Origin of the sequence: Pseudomonas sp. F01002, from assembly GCF_004402115.1 — a bacterium.
Classification (GTDB): Bacteria; Pseudomonadota; Gammaproteobacteria; order Pseudomonadales; family Pseudomonadaceae; genus Aquipseudomonas; species Aquipseudomonas frigoris.
Genome location: NZ_SOPU01000023.1, coordinates 193370 through 215887 on the forward strand (window position 1 = coordinate 193370; position 22518 = coordinate 215887).

Below are 22518 nucleotides of genomic sequence, written 5' to 3' on the forward strand. Positions count from 1 at the left end.
CTTTTTATTTCCCGGCGTAATTAACCGGGGCCTTTTAAACCAAACAAAACTAGTAGTCACCTGACAAGCGCGGTGATTGGCCATTTCATTCAGTGACGACAGGTTTAGTCTGGAATCTCCGCCGCCTGTGTCCGGCCTATCAACTTTCCGACCCAAGTTGTTTCACGGGAGAAACACCATGAAACTTGCACTTGTCAGCACCTTGACGATGACGATTCTTTTAACGGGCTGTTCAATACCCACTGCACCGAAGGCTGTTTCTTCGCTCGACGGCGTCTTCACCGAGCCGGTGGGCCGCAGCAGCGCCACGCATGTCACCAATGGCAGCAACGTGTCCCTGGGCATCGTCTACAGCCGCAACACTCAGACTAACCGCGCCTACCTTCAGGATTACCAGGCCAACGCCGGCACCGGTTTCGGCCAGAGCCTGCTGGTGCAGTCGATTCACGACGCCTACGTTGCCACCTCCAAACCGGACCTGGCGGTGGACTGGGTCAAAGCATCCTTGCAACGTCAGTTTGGCTCGGTGACCGTATACCCCGACATGCAAAGTCTCAGGGCAGCTAAACCGGACGTGGTCGCCATCGTCGACACGCGCAGTCAATTGATGACATCGCGCAGTTCGGATATCAGCGCGAATGTCAGCGCAGCGTTCTACGATACCCACTTCAACTACATCGGCACTGCGCAAGGGCATGACGCTAAAGAACTGAGTCCGGTATGGGCGGACTATAAACGCAGCGAAGAGATAGTTGCCGACATTAACGAACAACAAAACGTGCAAGTTCGGGCCTTGCAGAAGTTTGACCAGTCGCTCAGCAATTTATTGACCAGACCGACAGATAAAGTGTCGATGATCGATAACACAACAGGCATAAATTTGTATTGAATGTGATACCCCCTTCGCTCGCAAGCCCGCTCCCACATTGATTATGTGTACGACGCAAAACTAATGTGGGAGCGGGCTTGCTCGCGAAAGGGTCCGACCAAACGACACAAATTCATCAGACCAAAAAAAAGCCCCGCCTCTTTCGAGACGGGGCTTCTTCATTCAGCGCCTGATCAGGCGGCCGGCTCCAACTCAGCGCTGGCAGTGACAGCGGCAGTGGTAGGCACTACCGCTTGACCGCTCAACGCCAGATCCAGCAACTCACGGTTGGCCACCGCATACATGGCGTAATCAGTGCCGCTGGCGGCACGGATTTCTACCAGCATGGCGCGCCAGCGTTCGATCATGCCTTCGTGCTCTTCCATCCACAGCTCCAGACGGGTTTCCACGTCCTGGGTGCCGTCGCCCTGTTGCAGGACCGAGATGGTGATTGCACGTTGTTGCCAGTCGACGTCATCTCGGAACGCTTCACGGGCCAGGGCCTGCCAGTTGTTTTCAACCGGCAGAGCGCTGATCTGTTGCAGGTACCAGGTGATGTCCAGCGCGCTACCAACAGCGAAGTAAGCCTTCGCCACGTCAGCTGCGTTCTGACCGGTCACGTCGGACGCTTCGATGATCGGCAGCAAGGTGTACAGGTGAGTGGTGCCTGCAACCATGCGCGCCAGCAACTCAGGAACGCCAGCCGCAACGTACGCCTGATAACGGGTCTGCCAGCCTTCGCGGGTCGGGCCTTCCAGCAGTTCGTCGAGCTTGAGGCCCAGCGCTGCCAGATGTGGACCGAAGTGCGCGACGTCACGGGCAGCATTCTGCTCGTTGCGACGGCTGCGCAGGAACCAGCGCGTAGCGCGACGGCCCAGACGCATCAGCTCATCCATCAGTTCCAGTTGCACGTCAGCGGAAACCTGGTAGTCCAGGGCTTCTATCTGCCGGAACCAGTGCGGGAGGTGGAAGATATCCCGAACAATTACATAAGCACCCGCAACATTCGCCGGGCTCATGCCGGTCGACTCTTTCAGTCGTTGAACGAAGGTAATGCCCATGTGGTTGACCAGATCGTTGGCGATCTGGGTGCTGACGATCTCACGCTTCAGGCGGTGACGGCGCATGGCGTCGGCGAACTTGCTGACCAGGGTCGGCGGGAACGCAGTTTCCATGTCGCGCGTCAGGTAAGCGTCATCCGGCACCTGGGAGTTGAGCAGCGCTTCCTTGAGGTCGATCTTGCTGTAGGAGATCAGCACCGACAGCTCGGCACGGGTCAGGCCGTGGCCTTCCGCGAGGCGCTCGTTGATCGCTTCTTCAGACGGCAGGAACTCGATGGCGCGATCCAGCTTGCCGCGGCCTTCCAGATCGTTCATCAGACGTTTGTATTCGGCAATCCGCACGAAGGCACGGCGTGCCGCCAGGGACAGTGCCTGAGTCTGCTTGTAGTTGTTGCCCAGAACCAGGTTTCCGACTTCGTCGGTCATGCTCGCCAGCAACTGGTTACGTTGCTTGTCGGTCATGTCACCGGCATGAACCACTTCGTTCAGCAGAATCTTGATGTTTACTTCGTGGTCGGAGCAGTCCACACCACCAGCGTTGTCGATGAAGTCGGTGTTGGAACCGCCGCCATTGAGGCCGAATTCGACACGACCCAGCTGGGTCATACCGAGGTTACCGCCCTCGCCCACGACTTTGCAGCGCAGTTCGTTGCCGTTCACGCGCAGTGCATCGTTGGCCTTGTCGCCGACATCGGCGTGGCTTTCGCTGCTGGCTTTGACGTAAGTACCGATACCGCCGTTCCACAACAGATCCACCGGCGCCTTGAGCAAGGCGTTGAGCAGTTCGGTCGGGGTCAACTTGTCCGCCTGAATGTCGAAGCGCTCTTTCATCTGCGGGGAAATCGCGATGCTTTTCGCGCTACGGGAGAAGATCCCGCCGCCTTCGGACATGATGCTGGTGTCGTAATCCGACCAGGCCGAACGCGGCAGGTCGAACAGGCGCTGACGCTCGGCGAAGCTGTTGGCCGGCTCCGGGTTCGGGTCGATGAAGATGTGCAGGTGGTTGAACGCTGCGACCAGTTGCAGCTTGTCGGACATCAACAAGCCGTTACCGAACACGTCACCGGCCATGTCGCCGATGCCGACCACCGTGATGTTGTCTTCCTGAACATTGATGCCGCGTTCGCGGAAGTGACGTTGAACGCCAACCCACGCGCCCTTGGCGGTGATGCCCATTTTCTTGTGGTCGTAACCGGCCGAGCCGCCCGATGCGAATGCATCGCCGAGCCAGAAGCCGTAGTCGATGGCGATGCCGTTGGCGATGTCGGAGAAGGTTGCAGTGCCTTTGTCCGCTGCCACCACCAGGTACGGGTCATCATCGTCATGACGCACGACGTTGGCCGGCGGTACCAGCGCGCCGTCTTTCAGGTTGTCGGTGATGTCCAACAGGCCCGAGATGAAGATGCGGTAGCAGGCGATGCCCTCGGCCGCGATCTCGTCACGGCTGCCGCCCAGTGGCAAGCGACGCGGCAGGAAGCCGCCCTTGGCGCCCACCGGCACGATGACCGAGTTCTTCACTTGCTGGGCTTTTACCAGGCCCAGGACTTCGGTACGGAAGTCTTCTTCACGGTCGGACCAGCGCAGACCACCGCGAGCAACGTTGCCGAAGCGCAGGTGCACGCCTTCGACGCGTGGCGAGTAAACGAAGATTTCGAACTTCGGTACTGGCTTCGGCAGCTCTGGAATCTGGTGCGGGTTGAACTTGAAGCTGAAGTAGGACTTGTTCTGACCGTGCGCGTCGGTCTGGTAGAAGTTGGTCCGCAGGGTGGCCTTGATCAGGTCCAGGTAGCGACGCAGGATACGGTCTTCGTTCAACACCTGGACGTCGTCCAGTGCGCTCAGAATCGCGTGTTCCAGACGTTGCTGCTTGTCTTCCAGATCGTCAGTACCGAGCTTGCGGGCCAGGTAGAAACGGGTTTTGAACAACCGGGTCAACTCGCGAGCGATGTCGGTGTGGTTGTTCAGGGTGCTGGCGATGTAACCCAGGTCGAAGCCCAGGCGAATCTGCTTCATGTAACGGGCGTAGGCACGCAGCAGCGCGACATCGCGCCATGGCAGGCCGGCGGTCAGCACCAGGCGGTTGAACGCATCGTTCTCGGCATCGCCGCGCACGATGTGGACGAACGCGTCCTGCAAGGTGTCGTTGAGTTGCTGGATGTCGAGTTCCAGGCCTTCAGCGGCGGTGAACGCGAAATCGTGAATCCAGAACTCGCGGCCATTGTTGTGACGCAGGCGATACGGGAATTCACCCAACACGCGCAGGCCAAGGTTTTCAAGGATCGGCAACACGTCGGACAGTGCCAGCGGGGTATCGGCGTGATACAGCTTGCAGTGCAGCTCGCGTTGACCGGACACCTGGCCCAGTGGCTGATAGAAGCTCATCACCAGCGGATTGGATTCTTTCAGGCTCAGCAGGTGCTGCATGTCGACCACAGCCGAATGCGCGGCGAAACGCTCGCGGTAACCGGCCGGGAAGCCTTTCGGGAAGTCGGCCAACACGTTGGTGCCATGGGCTTCGCCGAAGGTTTCGACGGTCAGGGCCGAGTAGTCGTCCTGCCAGCTGCGGCAAGCCTGGATCACTTCGTTTTCCAGCTGCTGCGGGTCGATGTCCAGACGGTTTTTCGGATCGACACGCAGAATCAGTTGCACACGGGCCAGCACGGACTCGGAGAAGAAGGTCCAGAACTCGCAGTCCGAGGCTTTCAGGCGATCCATCAGCACTTGCTGGATCTTCTGGCGCACTTCTGTGGAGTAGATGTCGCGCGGCACGTAGGCCAGGCAGTAGCAGAAGCGGCCGTACGGGTCTTTGCGCAGGAACACGCGAATCTTGTTGCGTTCCTGGATCTGCACAATCGACATCACGGTGGCAAACAGTTCGTCGACCGGGGTCTGGAACAGGTCGTCGCGGGGCAGCACTTCAACTACCTGCGCCAGTTCCTTGCCCAAGTGAGCCTTGGCCTGGAAGCCGGAACGGCGTTCGATTTCTTCGACCTTGCGACGGATGTACGGGATGACCCGCACGCTCTCGCCATACACCGAGGAGGTGTACAGGCCCATGAAACGGCATTCCTTGATGACGTTGCCGTCGGCGTCGATTTCACGGATCGACACGTAATCCGGGTAAGCCGGACGGTGTACACGGCTCGGGTGCGCAGCCTTGGCGAACGACAGCAGGGTCGGTTCGCGCAGGTAGTTCACGGCGTAGTCTTCGATGCGCAGGTCATCGTAGGTCAGGCCGGTGCGCAGCAATTTTGTCAGGCCGAGGAAGGAGTCCTGGTCGTAAACGATGTGGCCGCCATCGGCTTCATCGCGAACCACGAACTCTTCATAGCCGAGGAAGGTGAAGTGGTTGCCCACGAGCCATTCCAGGAAGCTTTTGATTTCGGCTTTTTCTTCAAAATCGACAGCGAACTGGCTGTTGTCCAGGCCGGTGAGGATTTCCTGGACCTTGGCTTTCATCGGCTCGAAATCGGCGACCGCGACGCGGACTTCACCGAGAACCTGTTCCAATTCCTTGCTCAGGACATTCAGTTCGGCCGAGTTGGCGCAACGGTCGATTTCCAGGTACATCAACGACTCTTGCAGTACGTCGTCGCCCTGGGTGCCTTTCGGCAGGATTTCCAGCAGCTCGCCCTTGCTGCCGCGACGCACGCTCAGCACAGTGGTTTGCAGGGTGTGGATGCTGTAGCCGCGACGGTTCAGCTCGGTGCGTACCGAGTCCACCAGAAATGGCAGGTCGTGGTGCAGCACTTCGACCGCGGTGTGGGTCGACTGCCAGCCGTGGCGTTCGTAATCGGGGTTGTAGACGCGCACTTGCGGTTGCGCGTGATCGAAGCGCTCAAGCAGGCGCCACGCAGAAAGGGTGCAGCCGGCGAGGTCGGACAACCGACGCTGAGTCAGCTCGTCCAGGGAAATGATGCCGAAAAATTGTTCCGCGAACAGCGCCACTTGTGGCAGTGCCTGTTCACTGATGTGCTGGGCCAGTGCCGCTTGCAGTTGGTGCTGGAAGTCGGCTTTGCTGGCTGCGGTGAAGAACGCCATCTGTGGTACTCCGCTTGGGCTTGTTATTGATGGAAGCGTCGCGTGCAAACCCCTTTCGGGGCGATCCGTCACCCTGTTCCTGATTCTCGGGCAGAGGAAACAGGATGACAGGTGGGTGAAGCTGGACGAGACACTCAGGTCACATTCACCTTCCATGAATGGGCATCTGCAAAAACGACTGGGCAACGCATCGCGCAATGTCTTTACAGGTGCTCATCCGTTGCGCAGCTTAACCAGTGCGGCAAGGCCCGTGCTTGCAGCGCTGCGACATATTCGGTCATCGGTACGCAGCTTGCGCCTTGTGCATCGAACAACACTAGCAGCCGCACGGCAAAACGGGGGGTTCAAGCCCGGTTTTGCGGCACATCTGTACCAGAAATGACCAGCAACACCCCAGATGTTCACGACACATCCTCTGACACTCAGACGAGCAGAAATTCCCGAGGGCTGGCAGAATCGCCCTTTGTTCGTCTTCACAACGCTCGTCGAGCCAGGAATTCCCCATGCAAATGACCACCGCCCTCTTGATCGTCAACCCGTGCGACGACGAAGAAGACAACATGGCCATGCTCGCCTGCCACAGCGATCAGGGCGATATGTTCCTGATGACCCGCTACCCGGACGAGGACGCGCTGGACATCACCCTCGACGGCGAGCCTTCGACGCTGGACGGCGTAAAAGTCACCCTCAGCCCTACCCGCCTGCTTATCGAAATCGCGGCGGCGGACGCTGATGCGCTGAATGGTGATGATTCGCTGGAAATCATTCACAGCACTGATGCGGCGGATTTGGCGGAAGTGGAAGAAACGTTGCAGAACATTCTCAAGGGTACTGGCACCTATATCAGCCAGCTTTGAATCTCAGCGCCTGAGCGGACGCCTTCGCGAGCAAGTCGGATCGCCGCACCGCCGCTCCCACATTCGATCGCATTTCTCCTGGCAGAACGCGATTAAGTGTGGGAGCGGGCTTGCTCGCGAAGAGGCCCGAAAGAACACCACCACCCTACTCACCCTGCAAAACTCCAACCATTTCCCGCACTTTGCACAAAATGCCGTTAGTCGCCGCCCCCCGCGATAGATTAAAGTAACGCCCCCAGCCCTGGCGTTATTCGAACGTCTTCGGTCACCCTTTCCAGGAACAGTCATCGATGGAACATCGTGAAGCGCTGCTAGCGCTGCGAACCTTTCTTTCAACGCAGATTCTCGGCCAGGAAAAACTTATCGAGCGCTTGCTCATCGCCTTGCTCGCCGACGGCCACATGCTGGTCGAGGGCGCTCCGGGCCTGGCCAAGACCAAGGCCATCAAAGAACTCGCCGAAGGCATCGAAGCACAGTTCCATCGCATCCAGTTCACCCCCGACCTGTTGCCCGCCGACATTACCGGTACGGAAATCTATCGCCCGGAAACCGGCAGCTTCGTGTTCCAGCAAGGCCCGATCTTCCACAACCTGGTGCTGGCGGACGAAATCAACCGCGCCCCGGCCAAGGTTCAGTCGGCCTTGCTCGAAGCCATGGGCGAGCGTCAGGTCAGCGTCGGGCGCAGCACATACGAGCTGTCGCCGCTGTTCCTGGTAATGGCCACGCAAAACCCGATCGAGCAGGAAGGCACCTATCCATTGCCCGAAGCTCAGCTCGACCGGTTCCTGATGCACGTGAAAATCGGCTTCCCGGACGCCGCCGTCGAACGTCGGATCCTGCAACAGGCCCGTGGCGAAGCGTTGAATGGCGAAACCAAGCCCGAGCGCCGGGTCAGCCAGCAGGCGATCTTCGCCGCGCGCAAGGAAATCCTCGGCTTGTATATGGCCGACGCCGTGGAGGAATACCTGGTGCAACTGGTCATGGCCACGCGCACCCCGGCCAAGTTCGACCCGGAGATGGCCGAGTGGATCGCCTACGGCGCCAGCCCGCGCGGCTCGATTGCCCTCGACCGCTGCGCCCGGGCCCACGCCTGGCTCGCCGGTCGCGACTTCGTCAGCCCGGAAGACATTCAAGCGGTGCTGTTCGATGTGCTGCGCCACCGCATCATTCTTTCCTTTGAAGCCGAAGCCGCGGGCATCGACCAGGACCGGGTGGTCCAGCGGATTCTCGACGTCGTAGCCGTCGCTTGACCCCGATGAACGCCCTCCTGCCGCCCGAGCCGGGCATCCGTGTCAGCCTCGCCGAGCTGATCGAGATGCGCCATCGCGTGCGTGAAGTGCAACTGTTTTCCACGCCGAGCCAGCGCAGCCCGCTGATCGGCTTGCACCACTCCAAACTGCGCGGGCGCGGGGTGGACTTCGATCAGGTGCGGGTCTATCAGGCTGGCGATGATGTGCGAAGCATCGACTGGCGCGTCACCGCCCGCACCCAGGAACCCCACACCAAGCTGTTCCATGAAGAGCGCGAGCGGCCGATTTTCATCATGGTCGAGCAAAGTCGCCGGCTGTTTTTCGGCTCGGGGCTGATGTTCAAATCGGTGCTCGCCGCCCAGGCCGCGAGCCTGATCGGCTGGGCCGCACTGGGTCATAACGATCGGGTCGGCGGACTGGTGTTCGGCAACAACGAGCACTATGAAATCAAGCCACGACGCAGCAAACAGAGCCTGCTGCAGTTGCTCAACCGTCTGGTGCGGGTCAATCAGTCGCTGCACACGGAAAACGAGCCGGACCGGGACGCCTTCAACATTGCCCTGCGCCGTGCCCGGGAAGTCCTGCGCCCCGGCAGCCTGGTGATCATAATCTGCGACGAACGCACCTTGTCCGATGGCGCCGAGCAACAGCTGAGTCTGTTGTCGCGGCATTGCGATCTGTTGCTGCTGCCGGTATCTGACCCTCTCGATCACGCCCTGCCCGCCGCCGGACTTTTACGTTTCGCCGAACGCGGTGCGCAACTGGAACTCGATACCCTGAATTTCGAGCTGCGCCAGATCTATCGCGCCCAGGCCGAAGCGCGCATCGCTCGCTGGGAATTACTCGCGCAGAAACTGCGGGTATTGCTGATGCCCCTGAGCACCCAGAGCGAGATGGTTGAACAATTGCGCGAGTACCTGAACCCACAGAAACCGGGGAAAGGCCGATGAGCAGCCTCGAGCAACTGCAACCACTGATCTCCCCGCCACCGATCGAAATCTGGCCTCCGGCACCGGGCTGGTGGCTGTTGCTGCTGTTACTGCCGCTCATCGGTTTCGGTCTGTGGAAGGCAAGGCACTTCTTTGCGAACAAACGCCCGATCGTGCGCACCGAACAACCGCTGGACCCGGTGCGCCTTGCCGCGCTGGCAGAACTCGCGCGGATGCCAAAACCCTACGACGGCGCTCCGGCCGGTGCCTGGTTGCAGCAACTCAACGGTTTGCTCAAACGCCTGTGCCGCAACCACTACCCCTACAGCCAGAGCCATACCCTCAATGGGCGCAAATGGCTGGCATTCCTCGACAATCGTTGCCCGGCCGCCGGCCTGACCCGCTGGATGGTGCTGGTCGAAGGCGCCTACAAACCCGAATGCAAACTCGACGACAAGGCCATCGCCGGCCTGACTCAAGCGGTCGACACCTGGATTCGTAAACATGTTTGAGTTCGCCTGGCCGTGGATCTTTGCCCTGCTGCCGCTGCCCTGGCTGATGCGCATCGTGCTGCCTGTCGCCGACAGTGGCGAACCGGCGCTCAAGGTCAGCTTCCTCGGCGACCTCGAAGGCCTGGTCCGCCGCCGCGCCCGGGCCAACCTGCCGGCCTGGCGCCAACAGGCACCGTTCATGCTGCTGTGGCTGTTGCTACTGATCGCGGCGGCGCGCCCGCAATGGCTTGGCGAACCGCTGCCCATCGCCGCCAGCGGTCGCGATCTGCTGGTAGCGGTCGACGTGTCCGGCTCGATGGATTTCCCCGACATGCAGTGGCAGGACGAAGACGTCAGTCGACTCACGCTGGTTCAGCACTTGCTCGGTGACTTCCTTGAAAGTCGCGATGGCGATCGCGTCGGCCTGATCCTGTTCGGCAGCCAGGCGTATCTGCAAGCACCGCTGACGTTCGACCGGCACACGGTGCGCGTGTGGCTCGACGAAGCGCGGATCGGCATCGCCGGCAAGAACACTGCCATCGGCGATGTCATTGGCCTGGCCCTCAAACGCCTGCGCCAACGCCCGGCACAAAGTCGCGTGCTGATTCTGGTCACTGACGGCGCCAACAACGGTGGCCAAATCGACCCGCTCACGGCTGCGCGGCTGGCAGCCAGCGAAGGCGTGAAAATCTACCCGATCGGTATCGGCGCCGATCCGGAGCAAAGTGGCACGTTGGGTTTCCTTGGGGTCAACCCGAGCCTCGACCTCGATGAACCCTCCTTGATGGCGATCGCCGAAGCCACGGGCGGCCAGTATTTTCGCGCCCACGATGACAAGGAACTGCAAGCGATCAAGGACACCCTCGACAAACTGGAACCGGTGACCCAGCAACCGACTCAGGCCCGCCCGGCTCAGGCGTTGTACCACTGGCCTTTGGCAATAGCGTTGCTGTTGAGCATGCTGTTGGTGGTTCGCGAGCGCTGGCCTGACAACCCTTTGCAGCGACTGTTTACCAAGGATCTGTTTTTGCAAACGCAACTGCCCGACTGGCGCCAGCGGCTTAAACGCCTGCGTCTGCGGAGGCGCCGATGAGTGCACTCTGGCCGTACTTGTTCCGCCCCTGGTGGTTGCTGTTGTTGCCATTGCTTGGCTGGTTGCTCTGGCAGCTCTGGCATCGGCAGAAACGCGCCGGGCGCTGGCAGATGATTCTGCCACCGGCCTTCCACGCGGCGTTGCTCAGTGGTGGCAACGGTCGCGACAGCAAATTGCCGTGGGTCATCCTTGGATGTGCCTGGGTGCTGACCGTTCTGGCGCTGCTCGGGCCGAGCTGGGAACGTGTCGAGCAAGCCAGCCAGAAACCCGCCGACCCGCTGGTCGTGGTCCTTGAGCTGACCCCGGAAATGCTCGCCACCGACGTACCATCCAACCGGCTGGAACAGGCCCGGCGCAAGCTGTTCGACCTCCTGGAGAACCGCAGCGACGCCCAGACTGCGATTGTCGTCTACTCCGGCAGCGCTCACACGCTGGTGCCCCTTTCGGATGACCTGTCGACCAGCCGCAATCTATTGGATGCCCTCAAGCCTTCACTGATGCCCCAAGCAGGACATCGCGCCGATCTGGCGGTGACCAAGGCCCTTGCCCTGCTGGAACAGGGCGCCCTCGGTGACGGACGTATCCTGCTGATCGGTTCGACCTTGACCGAACTGGAACGCCATGGGATTGAGCAGGCGCTGGACGGCAAGTCGACACAATTTCTGATGCTCGGTATCGGCACTGCCGAAGGCGCGCCGATCACCCAGGAGGACGGCAGTTTTCTGAAGGACGACCAGGGCGCAATTCTGGTACCACATCTGGACGAACCAGGCCTGAAAGCCTTTGCCAACGACCTGAACGGAAGCTATCGCCACGCGCGCCTGGATGATGCCGACCTGCACGCCCTCGGCTTGCTCGACGGTCCACGCGCGTTGCGCAACGACGGCCAGACTCTGCGCCTCGATACATGGGCCGACCAGGGTTACTGGCTGTTGTTGCCGTTGTTGCTGCTGGCGGCGTGCGCCGGCCGTCGGGGCTGGTTGTTCTGTCTGCCACTGCTCTTGCTGCTACCACAGCCGAGTTACGCCTTCGACTTCAACGATTTGTGGCTGCGACCCGACCAACAGGGGCTGATCTTGCTGAAGCAGAAGCGCCCGGCCGAGGCTGCGCAGCATTTCGAAGATCGCCAATGGCAAGGCGTGGCGCTCTACGAGGCAGGCGACTACAGCGGCGCCGCCCAGCGGTTCGCCGAAGGCAGCGACGCCCACGCCCACTACAATCGTGGCAACGCCCTGGCCAAAAGCGGTGAATTGGAAGCGGCGCTGGACGCCTACGAACAGGCGCTGGAACGCCAACCGGATTTGCGCCCGGCCCTGACCAACAAGGCGCTGGTGGAAAGTCTGCTGAAGCAGAAAAACACTCCGCCGCCCGTTGCGCCGGACAAAAACGCTGGTAACGAGACCGAGCCCCCCACGCAAGAACCGCCGCCGGGCGCGGCCACGCAACCGTCGGATAAGGGCGAACCGAAAACCGACGGCCAACAAACCACGACGGACTCCGAGCAACAGAGCAAAACGCCGTCGAAACCCGGCACCAATGAAGTCCCGGGCAGCGAGCTGGGGAATGAAGACAGCACCAGACCACCGATGCGTCCGGCCAGCGACAGCATCGATGGTGAACAGCGCCAGGCGCTGGAGCAATGGCTGCGCAAGATCCCGGATGACCCGGGTGAATTGCTCAGACGCAAATTCTGGTACGAACAGCAACAACATCAGGATCAGGGAAAAACTCGATGACCCGCTTCACCACTTTCTTGCTCGCACTGTTGCTCTGCACTGTTCAGGCACAGGCAGCCGGGCTGGTCGCCAGTGTGGATCGCAGTCGCCTGAACAGCGGCGAAACGATTGAACTGACCCTCGAATCCAACGACGTGACGCAGTTCGGCAAGCCTGACCTGGCACCGCTGGAGCCGCTGTTCGAAGTGCGCGGCACCCGCCAGGTCAACCAGTTGACCACCCTGAACGGCGACAACCGTGCGACCACCCGATGGATCATCACCCTGCTGCCTCGGCAAAACGGCAGCGTGGTGATTCCGTCACTGCAACTGGGTGACGTGCAGAGCCAGCCAATCACCGTGCAAGTGGTCGAAACCGAAACCCAGGACAGCCCGACCAAACGGGCCCCGGTGTTCATCGACGCCAGCCTCGATCAAAACAGCGTGTACGTACAAGCCCAGGCAATCCTGACCTTGCGCATCTACCATTCGGTGTCGCTGTACGACGACAGCAGCTTGCCCCCTTTGCAAATCCCCGATGTGCGCATCGAGCAACTGGGCGAGGCGCGCACCTACGAGAAAGACATCAATGGTCTGCGCCACGGCGTGATCGAGATGCGCTACTCAATCTACCCGCAACACAGCGGTGAGTTGGTCATTCCGCCGCAGATATTCAATGCCGCACTCGTGGACGCACAACCCGCCAAGGACTCCGCCGCGCAGGCACCGAAATCCGGCAAACTGATGCGGGTAAGCTCCGCCGAGATTCTGCTGACGGTCAAGGCCAAACCCATCACCTACCCGGCCGACGTGCCATGGCTGCCGGCCCGTAGCCTCAGCCTGAGCGAAAGCTGGAACCCGGAACCGGATCACGCGCAAGTGGGTGATTCGTTGACCCGCAGCCTGACTGTAAAGGCTGAAGGCCTGGACAGTTCGCAATTGCCGCCGCTGCCCGCCACCGACGTCAACGGCTTGCGGCGCTACCCGGATCAACCGGTGCTGGGCAACCAGAACAGCGAGCGCGGGCTGATCGGCAGCCGCGAAGATCGTGAGGCCCTGGTGCCAACGCGCAGCGGCGCAATCGAGTTGCCAGCGGTTGAAGTGATCTGGTGGAACACCTTCGAGGACCATCTGGATCACAGCAGCCTGCCGGCCCGAACCCTGCCAGTGGCGAATAATCCGAGCCTGATGGTCGACACCCCGGCCGGCATGCCACAAGTCTTTTCCGCTGCCGACAACGAAGCCCTCTGGTGGTGGAAACTCAGCACCCTGATCCTGGCCTGCACTACCCTGCTGGGCTTCGGTCTCTGGTGGCGCGCCCGCTGGCAACCGGCGATCCTGCGCGCCGCGCAGACCGGCCCGAGCCCGCGCACCGTGCTCGACGATCTCAAGCGCGCCTGTCAGGCCAACGACTCCCACGCCACCCGCCAGGCCCTCGACGCCTGGGCCCGGCAACAACCGGAAACCCTGGCCGATATGGCGGCGCGTTTTGTGCCGCTGTCCGACGCCCTCGATGGCTTGAACGGCGCGCTCTACAGCGAAACCGGCCAGCATTGGCAAGGTGAAGACTTGTGGCGGGCGATCAAGGCGATCCCAATTGCCGAGCGGGTTCAGGACCCGGTTGGCGACAGCGGGTTGCCACCGCTTTATCCGAAGTAACGGCCCCTAGCTGTTGAGATGGGACTCGGCGTCCAGATGAATGGCCTGTAAAAAAGCGCTGTCGTGGGAGACGACGATCAATGCCCCTTGGTACTGATTGAGCATCTGCTCCAGCGCAATTTTACTAGGCAAGTCCAAATGGTTGTCCGGTTCGTCCAGCAATAGCAATTGCGGTGGCCGCTGTGCATATAACTGCGCCGCCAGTGCTATTTTCAGGCGTTCGCCACCGCTCAATTGGCAGGTCTTGAGCATCGCACGATCCGCATCAATGCCCATCTGCGCCAACCGGGTTCGCGCCTCGGCTTCGGGCAACTGCGGATTACTCTCGTAGAGCCATTGCACCGCCGTGCGTTCGGGGTGCTGCAATCCGGCGTGTTGATCCAGCCAGCCAACATGACAACTGCGCACGACCTCGCCTTCGCGCACCGGCAGTTGGCCGGCGATCACCTGCAACAAGGTCGACTTGCCGCTGCCGTTGGCGCCCAGGATTGCCATGCGCATAGGCCCCGTCAGCGTCAGATTGACCGGCGTTGCGTAACCGAACGGGAGAATGACGTCGTTGAGCTGCACAATCAGCTTGCCATTGGGCACAACGCTTTCCGGAGACAACATCATGCGTTGAATGTCGGGCGCACACCGCGCACGGGCCTCGGCGATACGTTGTTGTTGCTGCTCCCGGGCCACCTGTTGATTGAGGCGCAATTTTCCCTGACTGTTTTCGCTGCGCTCTTTCTGGGCGTTGGTGATCAGCTTGGTCTGATTGCCGTCGCGGGCCTGACGGTCTCCGCGCGCATTACGCCGTTGCTGACGCTCCATCTGCACGGCCATCTCACGTTGCTCGCGCTTGGCCTGCGCCCGCTCCCCTTGCAATGCCGACTGGAACGACTGCTGTTCTTGCTCGCGTGCCGCCGCATACTGACTGTAGTTGCCGCCATAAACCGCCAGCCCCAAAGGTGAAAGCTCGACAATTTCGTTTACGTGCTCCAGAAGACCCCGGTCGTGGCTGATCAACACCAGGCCGTTGGGCCAGCGATCGATCTGCTGCGATAACTTGTATTGCTGATCAATATCCAGGTGATTACTGGGCTCATCCAGAATGAGCCAGTCGGCTCTGGATAACCACGCCCCCAGCAACGCCACCCGTTGCCGTTCGCCACCACTGAGTGCATCGGTGCGCGCGTCGGCATTCAAATGGCCCAGGCCGATCTGCTGCAGTTCCGCCTCAAGGCGTGTGGCGCAATCCCATTGGTCGACCGCCAGCGAATGGTCGTCATCGTCGACGCTGCCTTGGGCAATGCGATCCAGCGCCGCCAGAATAGGGTCGACCCCGGCCAGCGCGGCAACGCTGGGATAGCGTTCGGGTTCCAGTAACTGCGCCACGGCGTAAACCCGGCCTTCGCGACGGACGATGCCGCTGGTGGGCCGTTGCTCCCCCGTCAGGAGCCGGCCAAGCAAGGACTTGCCACAGCCATTGGCGCCCACGATGCCGGTGGCCCTGGTACTGAAGGTGTGGTTCAAGTGATCAAACAGAACGCGCCCGTCGGGCAGGTTGAACGACACTTGATCCAGTTGAAGTAACCGTTGAGTCATGACGCCTCCTTAAACATTAAAACTCCCTGATGCTGCGCAACAGCGTTCGACTGCCCTCTACCATACTGAAGCTGTACCCCCCAATCGACAGGCAATCTTTCAAGGCATTCAGCATCCCCGGTCTTTTGCCAGTAAACTCCCTCCCCTTTAGCCGCCATCATTTCCCACGCGGCCATTACCTTATTTCCTACGGAGTTTGCCTTGCGTCTGTTTCACACCTCCGACTGGCACCTTGGACAAAACCTACATGGCCAGGAACGCGATTTCGAGCACGGCTGTTTCCTTGACTGGCTGTTGCGTCAGCTAAAGCTGGACCAGCCTGATGTGCTGCTGATCGCCGGCGATATCTTCGACACGGTCAACCCGCCGGTCAAAGCCCAGGAACGTCTCTACGATTTCATCGTCAGCGCCCATGAACAACAGCCGAAGCTGACCATCGTGATGATCGCCGGCAACCATGACTCCGGTTCGCGGATCGAACTGCCCGCGCCATTGATGCGGCGTTTACGCACGCATGCGCTGGGGCGTGTGCTGTGGCTGGATGACGGTCAACTCGACGCCGAGCGCTTGTTGCTGCCATTGCCGGATGCCAAGGGCAAAACCGTCGCCTGGTGCCTGGCGCTGCCGTTCCTGCGCCCCGCCGAAGTGACCGGCGCGCACTTGGGCGACAACTACCTGCGCGGCATCGGTCAGGTTCACGAATGGCTGATCGAAGCGGCTAATGCCAAACGCAAGCGGGGCCAGGCACTGATCGCTATCAGCCACGCGCACATGGCTGGCGGTTCGGTGTCGGAAGACTCCGAGCGCAGCCTGATCATCGGCAATGCCGAAGCGCTGCCCGCCAACCTGTTCGGGCCGAGCATCAGTTACGTCGCCCTCGGTCACTTGCACAAGCCGCAGAAGGTCAATGGTGAAGAGCGTATCCGCTACAGCGGCTCGCCAATTCCGCTGTCGTTCTCCGAGATTGGCTATCAGCACCAGATTCTCGACATCAAACTCGAGGGCGAAACCCTGGTCAGCGTCGAACCCAAACTGATCCCCCGGGCGGTGAATCTGCAACGCATCGGTCCCGCGCCATTGGCGGAAATCCTGCTGCAACTGGCCGACTTGCCGAACATCGACCTGCTGGCCGATATCCAGCGCCAGCCGTGGCTGGAAGTTCGGGTGCGCCTCGATGAGCCGCAACCCGACTTGCGTTTTCAAGTGGAAACCGCCCTGCAAGGCAAAGCCGTGCGCCTGGTGCGGATCGCCGCTGAATACGCCGGCAACGGCAGCCGCGATGGCGTCGATGACGGCACGACCTTGATCGAGCTCGACCAGCTCTCACCTCAGGAACTGTTCAGCCGCGCCTGGCAGGACAACTACGGCAGCGAGGTCGACGAGCAAACCCTCAAGGACTTCGCTGAGCTGTTGCAAGACGTGCAGATGGAGAGCGAACAACCATGAAGATCCTCGCGATCCGCCTGAAAAACCTCGCCTCACTGGCCGGGCCTTTTGAAATCGACTTTACCGCTGAGCCGTTGGCCAGCGCCGGTCTGTTCGCGATCACAGGGCCGACGGGCGCCGGTAAAAGCACCTTGCTCGATGCCTTGTGCCTCGCGCTGTTCGGTGCGGTGCCTCGGCTTAGCAATGCTCAGGTGTCTGCCAAAGCGCCAGACGCCGACGGCGAGATCAGCACTGGCGACCCGCGCACGCTGCTGCGTCGCGGCACGGGTGAAGGTTATGCCGAAGTAGATTTCGTTGGCATCGATGGCCGTCGCTACCGCGCTCGCTGGGAAGCTAACCGCGCCCGCGAGAAAGCCGGCGGCAAGCTGCAAGCCAGCCGCCAGAGCTTGCGCGACATCGATCTGGATCAACTGCTGGCCAGTCAGAAAGTTGAATTCAAAATCCATCTCGAATCCGTACTGGGCCTGAACTTTGAGCAATTCACCCGCGCGGTGCTGTTGGCCCAGAGTGAATTCAGTGCGTTCCTCAAGGCTAACGACAACGAACGTAGCGAACTGCTGGAAAAACTCACCGACACCGCGCTCTATACGCGCCTGGGTCGCCGGGCGTTCGACAAAACCAAAGAGGCTCGCGAAACCCACAAGCTGCTGCAGGACCAGGCCACCGGCGTGACGCCGTTGTCGCCAGAAGCTCGGGCAGAACTCGATGAACGCTTCAACGAGGCTCAGCAACAACTCAAGAGCCAGCAAGCGCAACTCAAGCAACTAGAACTGCAACATACCTGGCTCAAGGAATTGCGCCAGTTGCAGGACGAGCAGCAGAGCGCCACCGAGCAACTGCAATCGGCCCAGCAACACTGGGAAAGTCTGGCCGGCGAACGTTTGAAGCTGACTCGCCTGGAGCAACTGGCCCCGCAACGGCACCAGTTCGCCCGCAAGACCGAACTCACCGCCCAGCTCACACCGCTGGCCGCGCAGATTCAGCAACACACCCAACAGCAAACCGAGCTGAACGAGCGCCAGACGCAACTCGAACACAGCCTGAGTGCCGCACAGACCGCACTCGTCGAGGCCCAAAGCCAACACACCTCAAGCGCTCCACTTCTGCGCCAGGCCTTCGAAGAGCAAAGCACCCTCGCCCGTCTGGTCAAGGATGCCGGCCTCAGTGCCGACCTCAAGCAGCAGGCGGAACTGGCCTGCACTCAGGGCCAAAACACGATCCAAGGCTTGCTGAACCAACAGAAACAGGTGGCCGAATGTTTGCAGCGGATTGCCGGGGAGCTTGAGCAAAGCACCCCTCTGGCGGCTTTGAGCGATGCCTGGAGCGCCTACCGTGATCGCCTGCAACAGCTGATGCTGATCGGCAATCGCCTGAACAAGGGCCAGGCCGAACTGGCCGCTCTGGAACAAAGCGCCGCTCGCGCTGCCGAGGACCTTTCCACTCGGCGCCAGAGCCTTGAAGTGCTGTACAAGGAGGCCGGCGCCGAACCGGAGGCGGTGGCCGAACAGATCCAGATTCTCGGGAGTCTGTTGCAGGATAACCGCAAGCAACAGCGGGCCTTTGAAGAGCTGACGCGCCTGTGGGCCAGTCATCAGGAACTGGACAAGCGCGCGTCCGAACTCCAGCAGCGCCAGCTCACCGCTCAGCAAGAACGAGAACGTCTGACCCAGGACGGTGTGAAAGCCAAGAACGAATTGGTCGTTGCCGAACAGACCCTGACCGTCACCCGCGAACTGCTGGAACGCCAGCGCCTGGCCCGCAGCGCCAGCGTTGAAGAACTGCGCGAGCAGTTGCAGGACGATCAGCCGTGCCCGGTCTGTGGCAGCCCCGACCATCCTTATCATCAGCCCGAAGCCCTGCTGCAGAGCCTTGGCCGGCATGATGAAAGCGAACAGGCCAACGCCCAAAAAGCCGTCGACCTGCTGAAAGAAAAGCTCACTGACCTGCGCGCTGAAGTGGGCGGCGTGATTGCTCAGCAAAAGGAGTTGCTGCAACAGCAAGAACACCTCGCGACCCAGCAACAGAGCCTGGCACCGAGCCTTGAAGCACATCCGTTGTCTGCGCAGTTGCTCACGCAAGATGCGCTCAAACGCGATGCCTGGCTGACGCAGCAAAGCAGCCAGCTAAACCAGAGCATCACTCAGGACGAACAACGGCAAACCGCCCTGCTCACCCTGCAACAGGACGCCGCGCGCCTTCAACAGCAACTGCGTAGCGCTGAAGCGGCGAGCCAGCAAGCTGCCCAATACCTGGCCAACCAGCAACGTGAGTTGAGCAGTGATCGCCAGCGTCTGGACGAGGAGTTGACGGCGTTCAGCAACCTGCTCCCGGCCGACACGCTGCAAGCGCTGCGCAACGAACCGGCCGCGACCTTCATGAAATTGGACCGGCAGATCAGCCAGCGCCTGGAACAACTCGATCAGCAACGCGATGAACTCGGCGAACAGCAACAACGGCAGCAGACGCTGGAGAAAGAACAGGACCGCCAACTCACTCGCCTCCAGCAGTTGGAAACGACCCGCCAGCAGTTCACCGCCCTCGCCGACCAGCAACAGGCCTGCCAGCAAAAACTCACGCAATTGCTCGGCGAACACACCAGCGCCGAACAGTGGCAGCAGCAACTGGATCAAGCCGTCGAACAGGCGCGCAATGCTGAGGCGACCGCCAATCAGGAACTGCAAACCGTGCGTACGCGGCTGGTGCAACTGGGCGCCGAACTCAAGGCCCAGCAGGAACGCTCGCAGGCACTGGAAACCGAAGATCGCGAGCTGAGCGGCAAGATTGCCGACTGGCGCGCATTGCATCCGGAACTGGATGACGGTGGTCTGGAAGATCTGCTGAGTGTTGACGACCAGCAGGTCAGCGAACTGCGTCAGCAATTGCAGCAAAGCGAAAAAGCCATCGAACAGACCAAGGTTCTGTTGCAGGAACGCGATCAGCGTCTGCTCAATCATCAAGCACAGCACAACGGCAATCTCGACGCCGAACAGCTGGCGACGGCGCTTGCCGAGCTACAAAACCTGTTCACCGCCAGCGAACACCGTTGCGCCGAGCTGCGCGCCGAACAGGCCGAGGATCAGCGCCGGCAAAACGCCAATCAGGCCCTCGCGCAGCAGATCGCCGACGCCTACACCGAATACCAGCGCTGGGCACGTTTGAATGCACTGATCGGTTCGGCCACGGGCGACACCTTCCGCAAGATCGCCCAGGCCTACAACCTCGACCTGCTGGTGCATCACGCCAACGTTCAGTTGCGGCAACTGGTGCGGCGCTATCGCCTCAAACGTGGCGGCAGCATGCTCGGGCTGTTGGTGATGGACACCGAGATGGGTGATGAACTGCGTTCGGTGCATTCGTTGTCCGGCGGCGAGACGTTCCTGGTGTCGCTGGCCCTGGCGCTCGGTTTGGCGTCGATGGCATCGAGCACGCTGAAAATCGAATCATTGTTCATCGATGAAGGCTTCGGCAGCCTTGATCCGGAATCCCTGCAACTGGCCATGGATGCTCTCGACGGCTTGCAAGCGCAGGGACGTAAAGTCGCGGTGATTTCACACGTGCAGGAAATGCATGAACGGATTCCGGTGCAAATTCAGGTCCGCCGTCAAGGCAACGGCCTGAGTACGCTGGAGGTGAAATGAATACGCTGTATTCCTTCCGCCGCTGCCCCTACGCGATGCGGGCGCGCATGGCCCTGCGCTACTGCGGCGTTGCGGTGAACATTGTCGAGGTCAGCCTGAAGGCCAAACCTGCCGAAATGCTCGCGTTGTCGAGCAAAGGCACGGTGCCGGTGCTGAGCGTCGACGGTCAGGTGATCGATGAAAGCCTGGCGATCATGCACTGGGCGTTGGCGCAGAGCGATCCGCAGGATTGGTTGCTCAAGGATGACCCTGTCGGGCAGCAACTCATCGCCGGGTTGATCGAAGAAAACGATCAGATGTTCAAGGTGCATCTGAATCGCTACAAGTACGCCGAGCGATACCCCGAGCAGCCAATGGCGTTTTATCGCGCCGAGGGCGAGGTTTTTTTGCGCAGGCTCGATGAGTTGCTGGAGGGACGCGACTACTTGCTGGCCGAGCATCCGTGCCTGGCGGACGTGGCGCTGATGCCGTTCGTGCGGCAATTTGCCCATGTGGATCGCGAGTGGTTCGGGCAGACGCCCTATCACCGCTTGCAGGGCTGGTTGCAGCGAATCCTTGAGTCGGATTTGTTTGTCGGCGTAATGCAGAAGGTGCCGCACCGCCCCCTGTAGCAGCTGGCGAAGCCTGCGTTCGGCTGCGCAGCAGACGTGAAACCAGAGCACGCGGTCTTCCAAATAGATCTGAAATAACGGATTTACGACTGCTGCGCAGCCGAACGCAGGCTTCGCCAGCTGCTACAAGGTGAGTCGTCTCAACGACTCAGGCCAACGCTTTACACATCTCTAACGCCGAGCAATCCACGTGGAACGGCCCGAAAAAACTGCCTTGGCGTTTGATTGGCGGATTGCCGGCCAGCAGCCCCAGGGCCTTCGCGGTTTCAATGTTACGAGCAAGGTTGTGATTGGCTTCGATAGTCCGTGCCACCGACCCCGCCGAGCCCTGTCCGATCCCCAACAAGGAGGATCCATTGGTCATGAACGCCAGGAAGGCGATGACCCAAAGTCTGTGCCCTTTCATTCCCCGGCGACTCCTGCGAGTTCAGCGTGATCGACCATCGCGGTTTGCGAACGGTGTTCAAACTGGATGCCGGGATGAGCGACTTGAATCGGCGCATCGAGGGTCTGTTGCGATTGAGGCGAGAGGCTGACAACCAGCACCAGGACTACGTAAAGACCGATAGCCAGGTAGGCGCCGTGTTTGGCAGAAGTGATGATTGCGCTGGCCATGATGTTCTCCGCAGGCGTGTTTCGATGCCCACAGAATCGATCAGAAAAGCGGTGATAACCACTCAGGGTTATCCATAGTGACCATCAGCTTCGTTGATCATTAAGCCAGTCTATTTCAGTCTTCAATAAAACTCATCAAGCGCTCGCGGGCCGCATCCGGCTCGTCTGGAACGGGCTGGGCAGCCGAAAGAATGGGGGTGGAATAGAGAAACAGAAGAACCACGGCCAGACGCATTGCCATGCTGTCGATCCTTATCATGGGAAGGAGTCAAAAAATCAGCGTCAAATTTAAACTTATGGCCATGTGATATCAAGCAATACATTGATAGCAATATGATGCTGTCGTAAACGCGTTATGCAGGAGCGACATCACTCAGGTTTCTCAAAGCTTTTCAGCTCGATCGGCGCAAGTGACTTCGCTCCTGCATAAAAGGTGCAGGGTTCAAATTTCAGGCTTGGGTCTTGTGATCCAGAGCCGCGTAAAAGTTGGCGCTCTGTTGCAGGTATTTCTGGGTGTAGCTTTGGGCGTGGGATTTTTTGTCGCTGATTTCAACGTTGGCGCTGGCTGGCAAAGCAACGGTGGCTGAGATAGCGGAAGCGGCGATTACGGAGAAGAGATTGAAGTTCATGGCGATGTTCCTCGGATTCAGTTGGC

17 protein-coding genes are annotated in these 22518 nt (G+C 60.4%); 11 read left to right on the top strand and 6 right to left on the bottom strand.

Annotated features, from left to right (window positions below; all coding sequences use genetic code 11):
• The first annotated feature begins 178 nt into the window (after positions 1–178).
• Positions 179–889, top strand: coding sequence for an ATPase (locus E3W21_RS20030; RefSeq protein ID WP_134421587.1), 711 nt, complete (start codon positions 179–181; stop codon positions 887–889).
• A 173-nt stretch (positions 890–1062) separates the two neighbouring features.
• Here E3W21_RS20030 and E3W21_RS20035 read toward each other — a convergent pair whose 3' ends face one another.
• Positions 1063–5970 carry an NAD-glutamate dehydrogenase gene (locus tag E3W21_RS20035; protein WP_134421588.1) on the bottom strand — a complete coding sequence of 1636 codons (4908 nt, stop codon included), beginning with the start codon at positions 5968–5970 and terminating at the stop codon, positions 1063–1065.
• Positions 5971–6473: 503 nt separating this feature from the next.
• Here E3W21_RS20035 and E3W21_RS20040 point away from each other — a divergent pair.
• The 7 genes from E3W21_RS20040 (at position 6474) to E3W21_RS20070 (ending at position 13963) form a co-directional block, all read left to right on the top strand.
• Complete coding sequence (locus tag E3W21_RS20040; protein ID WP_134421589.1) at positions 6474–6827, top strand: hypothetical protein; 354 nt, start codon at positions 6474–6476, stop codon at positions 6825–6827.
• Positions 6828–7117: 290 nt separating this feature from the next.
• The gene (locus E3W21_RS20045; protein WP_008150800.1) at positions 7118–8077 is read left to right on the top strand and encodes a MoxR family ATPase; all 960 of its coding nucleotides are present in this window, start codon (positions 7118–7120) and stop codon (positions 8075–8077) included.
• Between the two features lie 5 nt (positions 8078–8082).
• Positions 8083–9027 carry a DUF58 domain-containing protein gene (locus E3W21_RS20050; protein WP_134421590.1) on the top strand — a complete coding sequence of 315 codons (945 nt, stop codon included), beginning with the start codon at positions 8083–8085 and terminating at the stop codon, positions 9025–9027.
• A complete protein-coding gene (locus E3W21_RS20055; RefSeq protein WP_129443836.1) occupies positions 9024–9518 on the top strand; it encodes a DUF4381 domain-containing protein in 495 nt (164 codons plus the stop codon). The genes E3W21_RS20050 and E3W21_RS20055 overlap by 4 nt, the downstream gene beginning before the upstream one ends.
• The gene (locus tag E3W21_RS20060) at positions 9511–10590 is read left to right on the top strand and encodes a VWA domain-containing protein (RefSeq protein WP_134421591.1); all 1080 of its coding nucleotides are present in this window, start codon (positions 9511–9513) and stop codon (positions 10588–10590) included. Before E3W21_RS20055 ends, E3W21_RS20060 begins: the two co-directional genes overlap by 8 nt.
• Positions 10587–12326, top strand: coding sequence for a tetratricopeptide repeat protein (locus tag E3W21_RS20065; RefSeq protein WP_134421592.1), 1740 nt, complete (start codon positions 10587–10589; stop codon positions 12324–12326). Before E3W21_RS20060 ends, E3W21_RS20065 begins: the two co-directional genes overlap by 4 nt.
• Positions 12323–13963 carry a BatD family protein gene (locus tag E3W21_RS20070; protein WP_134421593.1) on the top strand — a complete coding sequence of 547 codons (1641 nt, stop codon included), beginning with the start codon at positions 12323–12325 and terminating at the stop codon, positions 13961–13963. Before E3W21_RS20065 ends, E3W21_RS20070 begins: the two co-directional genes overlap by 4 nt.
• A 6-nt stretch (positions 13964–13969) precedes the next feature.
• Here E3W21_RS20070 and E3W21_RS20075 read toward each other — a convergent pair whose 3' ends face one another.
• Positions 13970–15553 (bottom strand): ABC-F family ATP-binding cassette domain-containing protein, encoded by a 1584-nt coding sequence (locus E3W21_RS20075; protein ID WP_134421594.1) that lies wholly within the window; start codon positions 15551–15553, stop codon positions 13970–13972.
• A gap of 201 nt (positions 15554–15754) precedes the next feature.
• Between E3W21_RS20075 and E3W21_RS20080 the strand changes: the two genes are divergently transcribed.
• From E3W21_RS20080 to E3W21_RS20090, 3 genes are read left to right on the top strand one after another with little or no spacing between them, the layout of a single operon-like run.
• Positions 15755–16999: an exonuclease SbcCD subunit D C-terminal domain-containing protein gene (locus tag E3W21_RS20080; RefSeq protein ID WP_134421595.1), complete on the top strand. Its 1245-nt coding sequence runs from the start codon at positions 15755–15757 to the stop codon at positions 16997–16999.
• Positions 16996–20637, top strand: coding sequence for an AAA family ATPase (locus E3W21_RS20085; RefSeq protein WP_134421596.1), 3642 nt, complete (start codon positions 16996–16998; stop codon positions 20635–20637). Before E3W21_RS20080 ends, E3W21_RS20085 begins: the two co-directional genes overlap by 4 nt.
• Complete coding sequence (locus E3W21_RS20090) at positions 20634–21248, top strand: glutathione S-transferase (RefSeq protein ID WP_134421597.1); 615 nt, start codon at positions 20634–20636, stop codon at positions 21246–21248. The genes E3W21_RS20085 and E3W21_RS20090 overlap by 4 nt, the downstream gene beginning before the upstream one ends.
• Positions 21249–21396: 148 nt before the next feature.
• On the opposite strand, the gene E3W21_RS20095 is transcribed toward E3W21_RS20090, so the two are convergent.
• The 4 genes from E3W21_RS20095 to E3W21_RS20105 form a co-directional block, all read right to left on the bottom strand.
• Complete coding sequence (locus E3W21_RS20095) at positions 21397–21654, bottom strand: hypothetical protein (protein WP_134421598.1); 258 nt, start codon at positions 21652–21654, stop codon at positions 21397–21399.
• Positions 21651–21863 carry a hypothetical protein gene (locus E3W21_RS20100; RefSeq protein WP_129443816.1) on the bottom strand — a complete coding sequence of 71 codons (213 nt, stop codon included), beginning with the start codon at positions 21861–21863 and terminating at the stop codon, positions 21651–21653. Before E3W21_RS20100 ends, E3W21_RS20095 begins: the two co-directional genes overlap by 4 nt.
• A gap of 115 nt (positions 21864–21978) precedes the next feature.
• Entirely contained in the window at positions 21979–22104 is a 126-nt protein-coding gene (locus E3W21_RS31890) for a hypothetical protein (protein WP_255141673.1), read from the bottom strand.
• A gap of 208 nt (positions 22105–22312) precedes the next feature.
• On the bottom strand, positions 22313–22492 hold the full coding sequence (locus E3W21_RS20105) for a hypothetical protein (protein WP_008030101.1): 180 nt from the start codon (positions 22490–22492) through the stop codon (positions 22313–22315).
• Positions 22493–22518 lie beyond the last annotated feature (26 nt).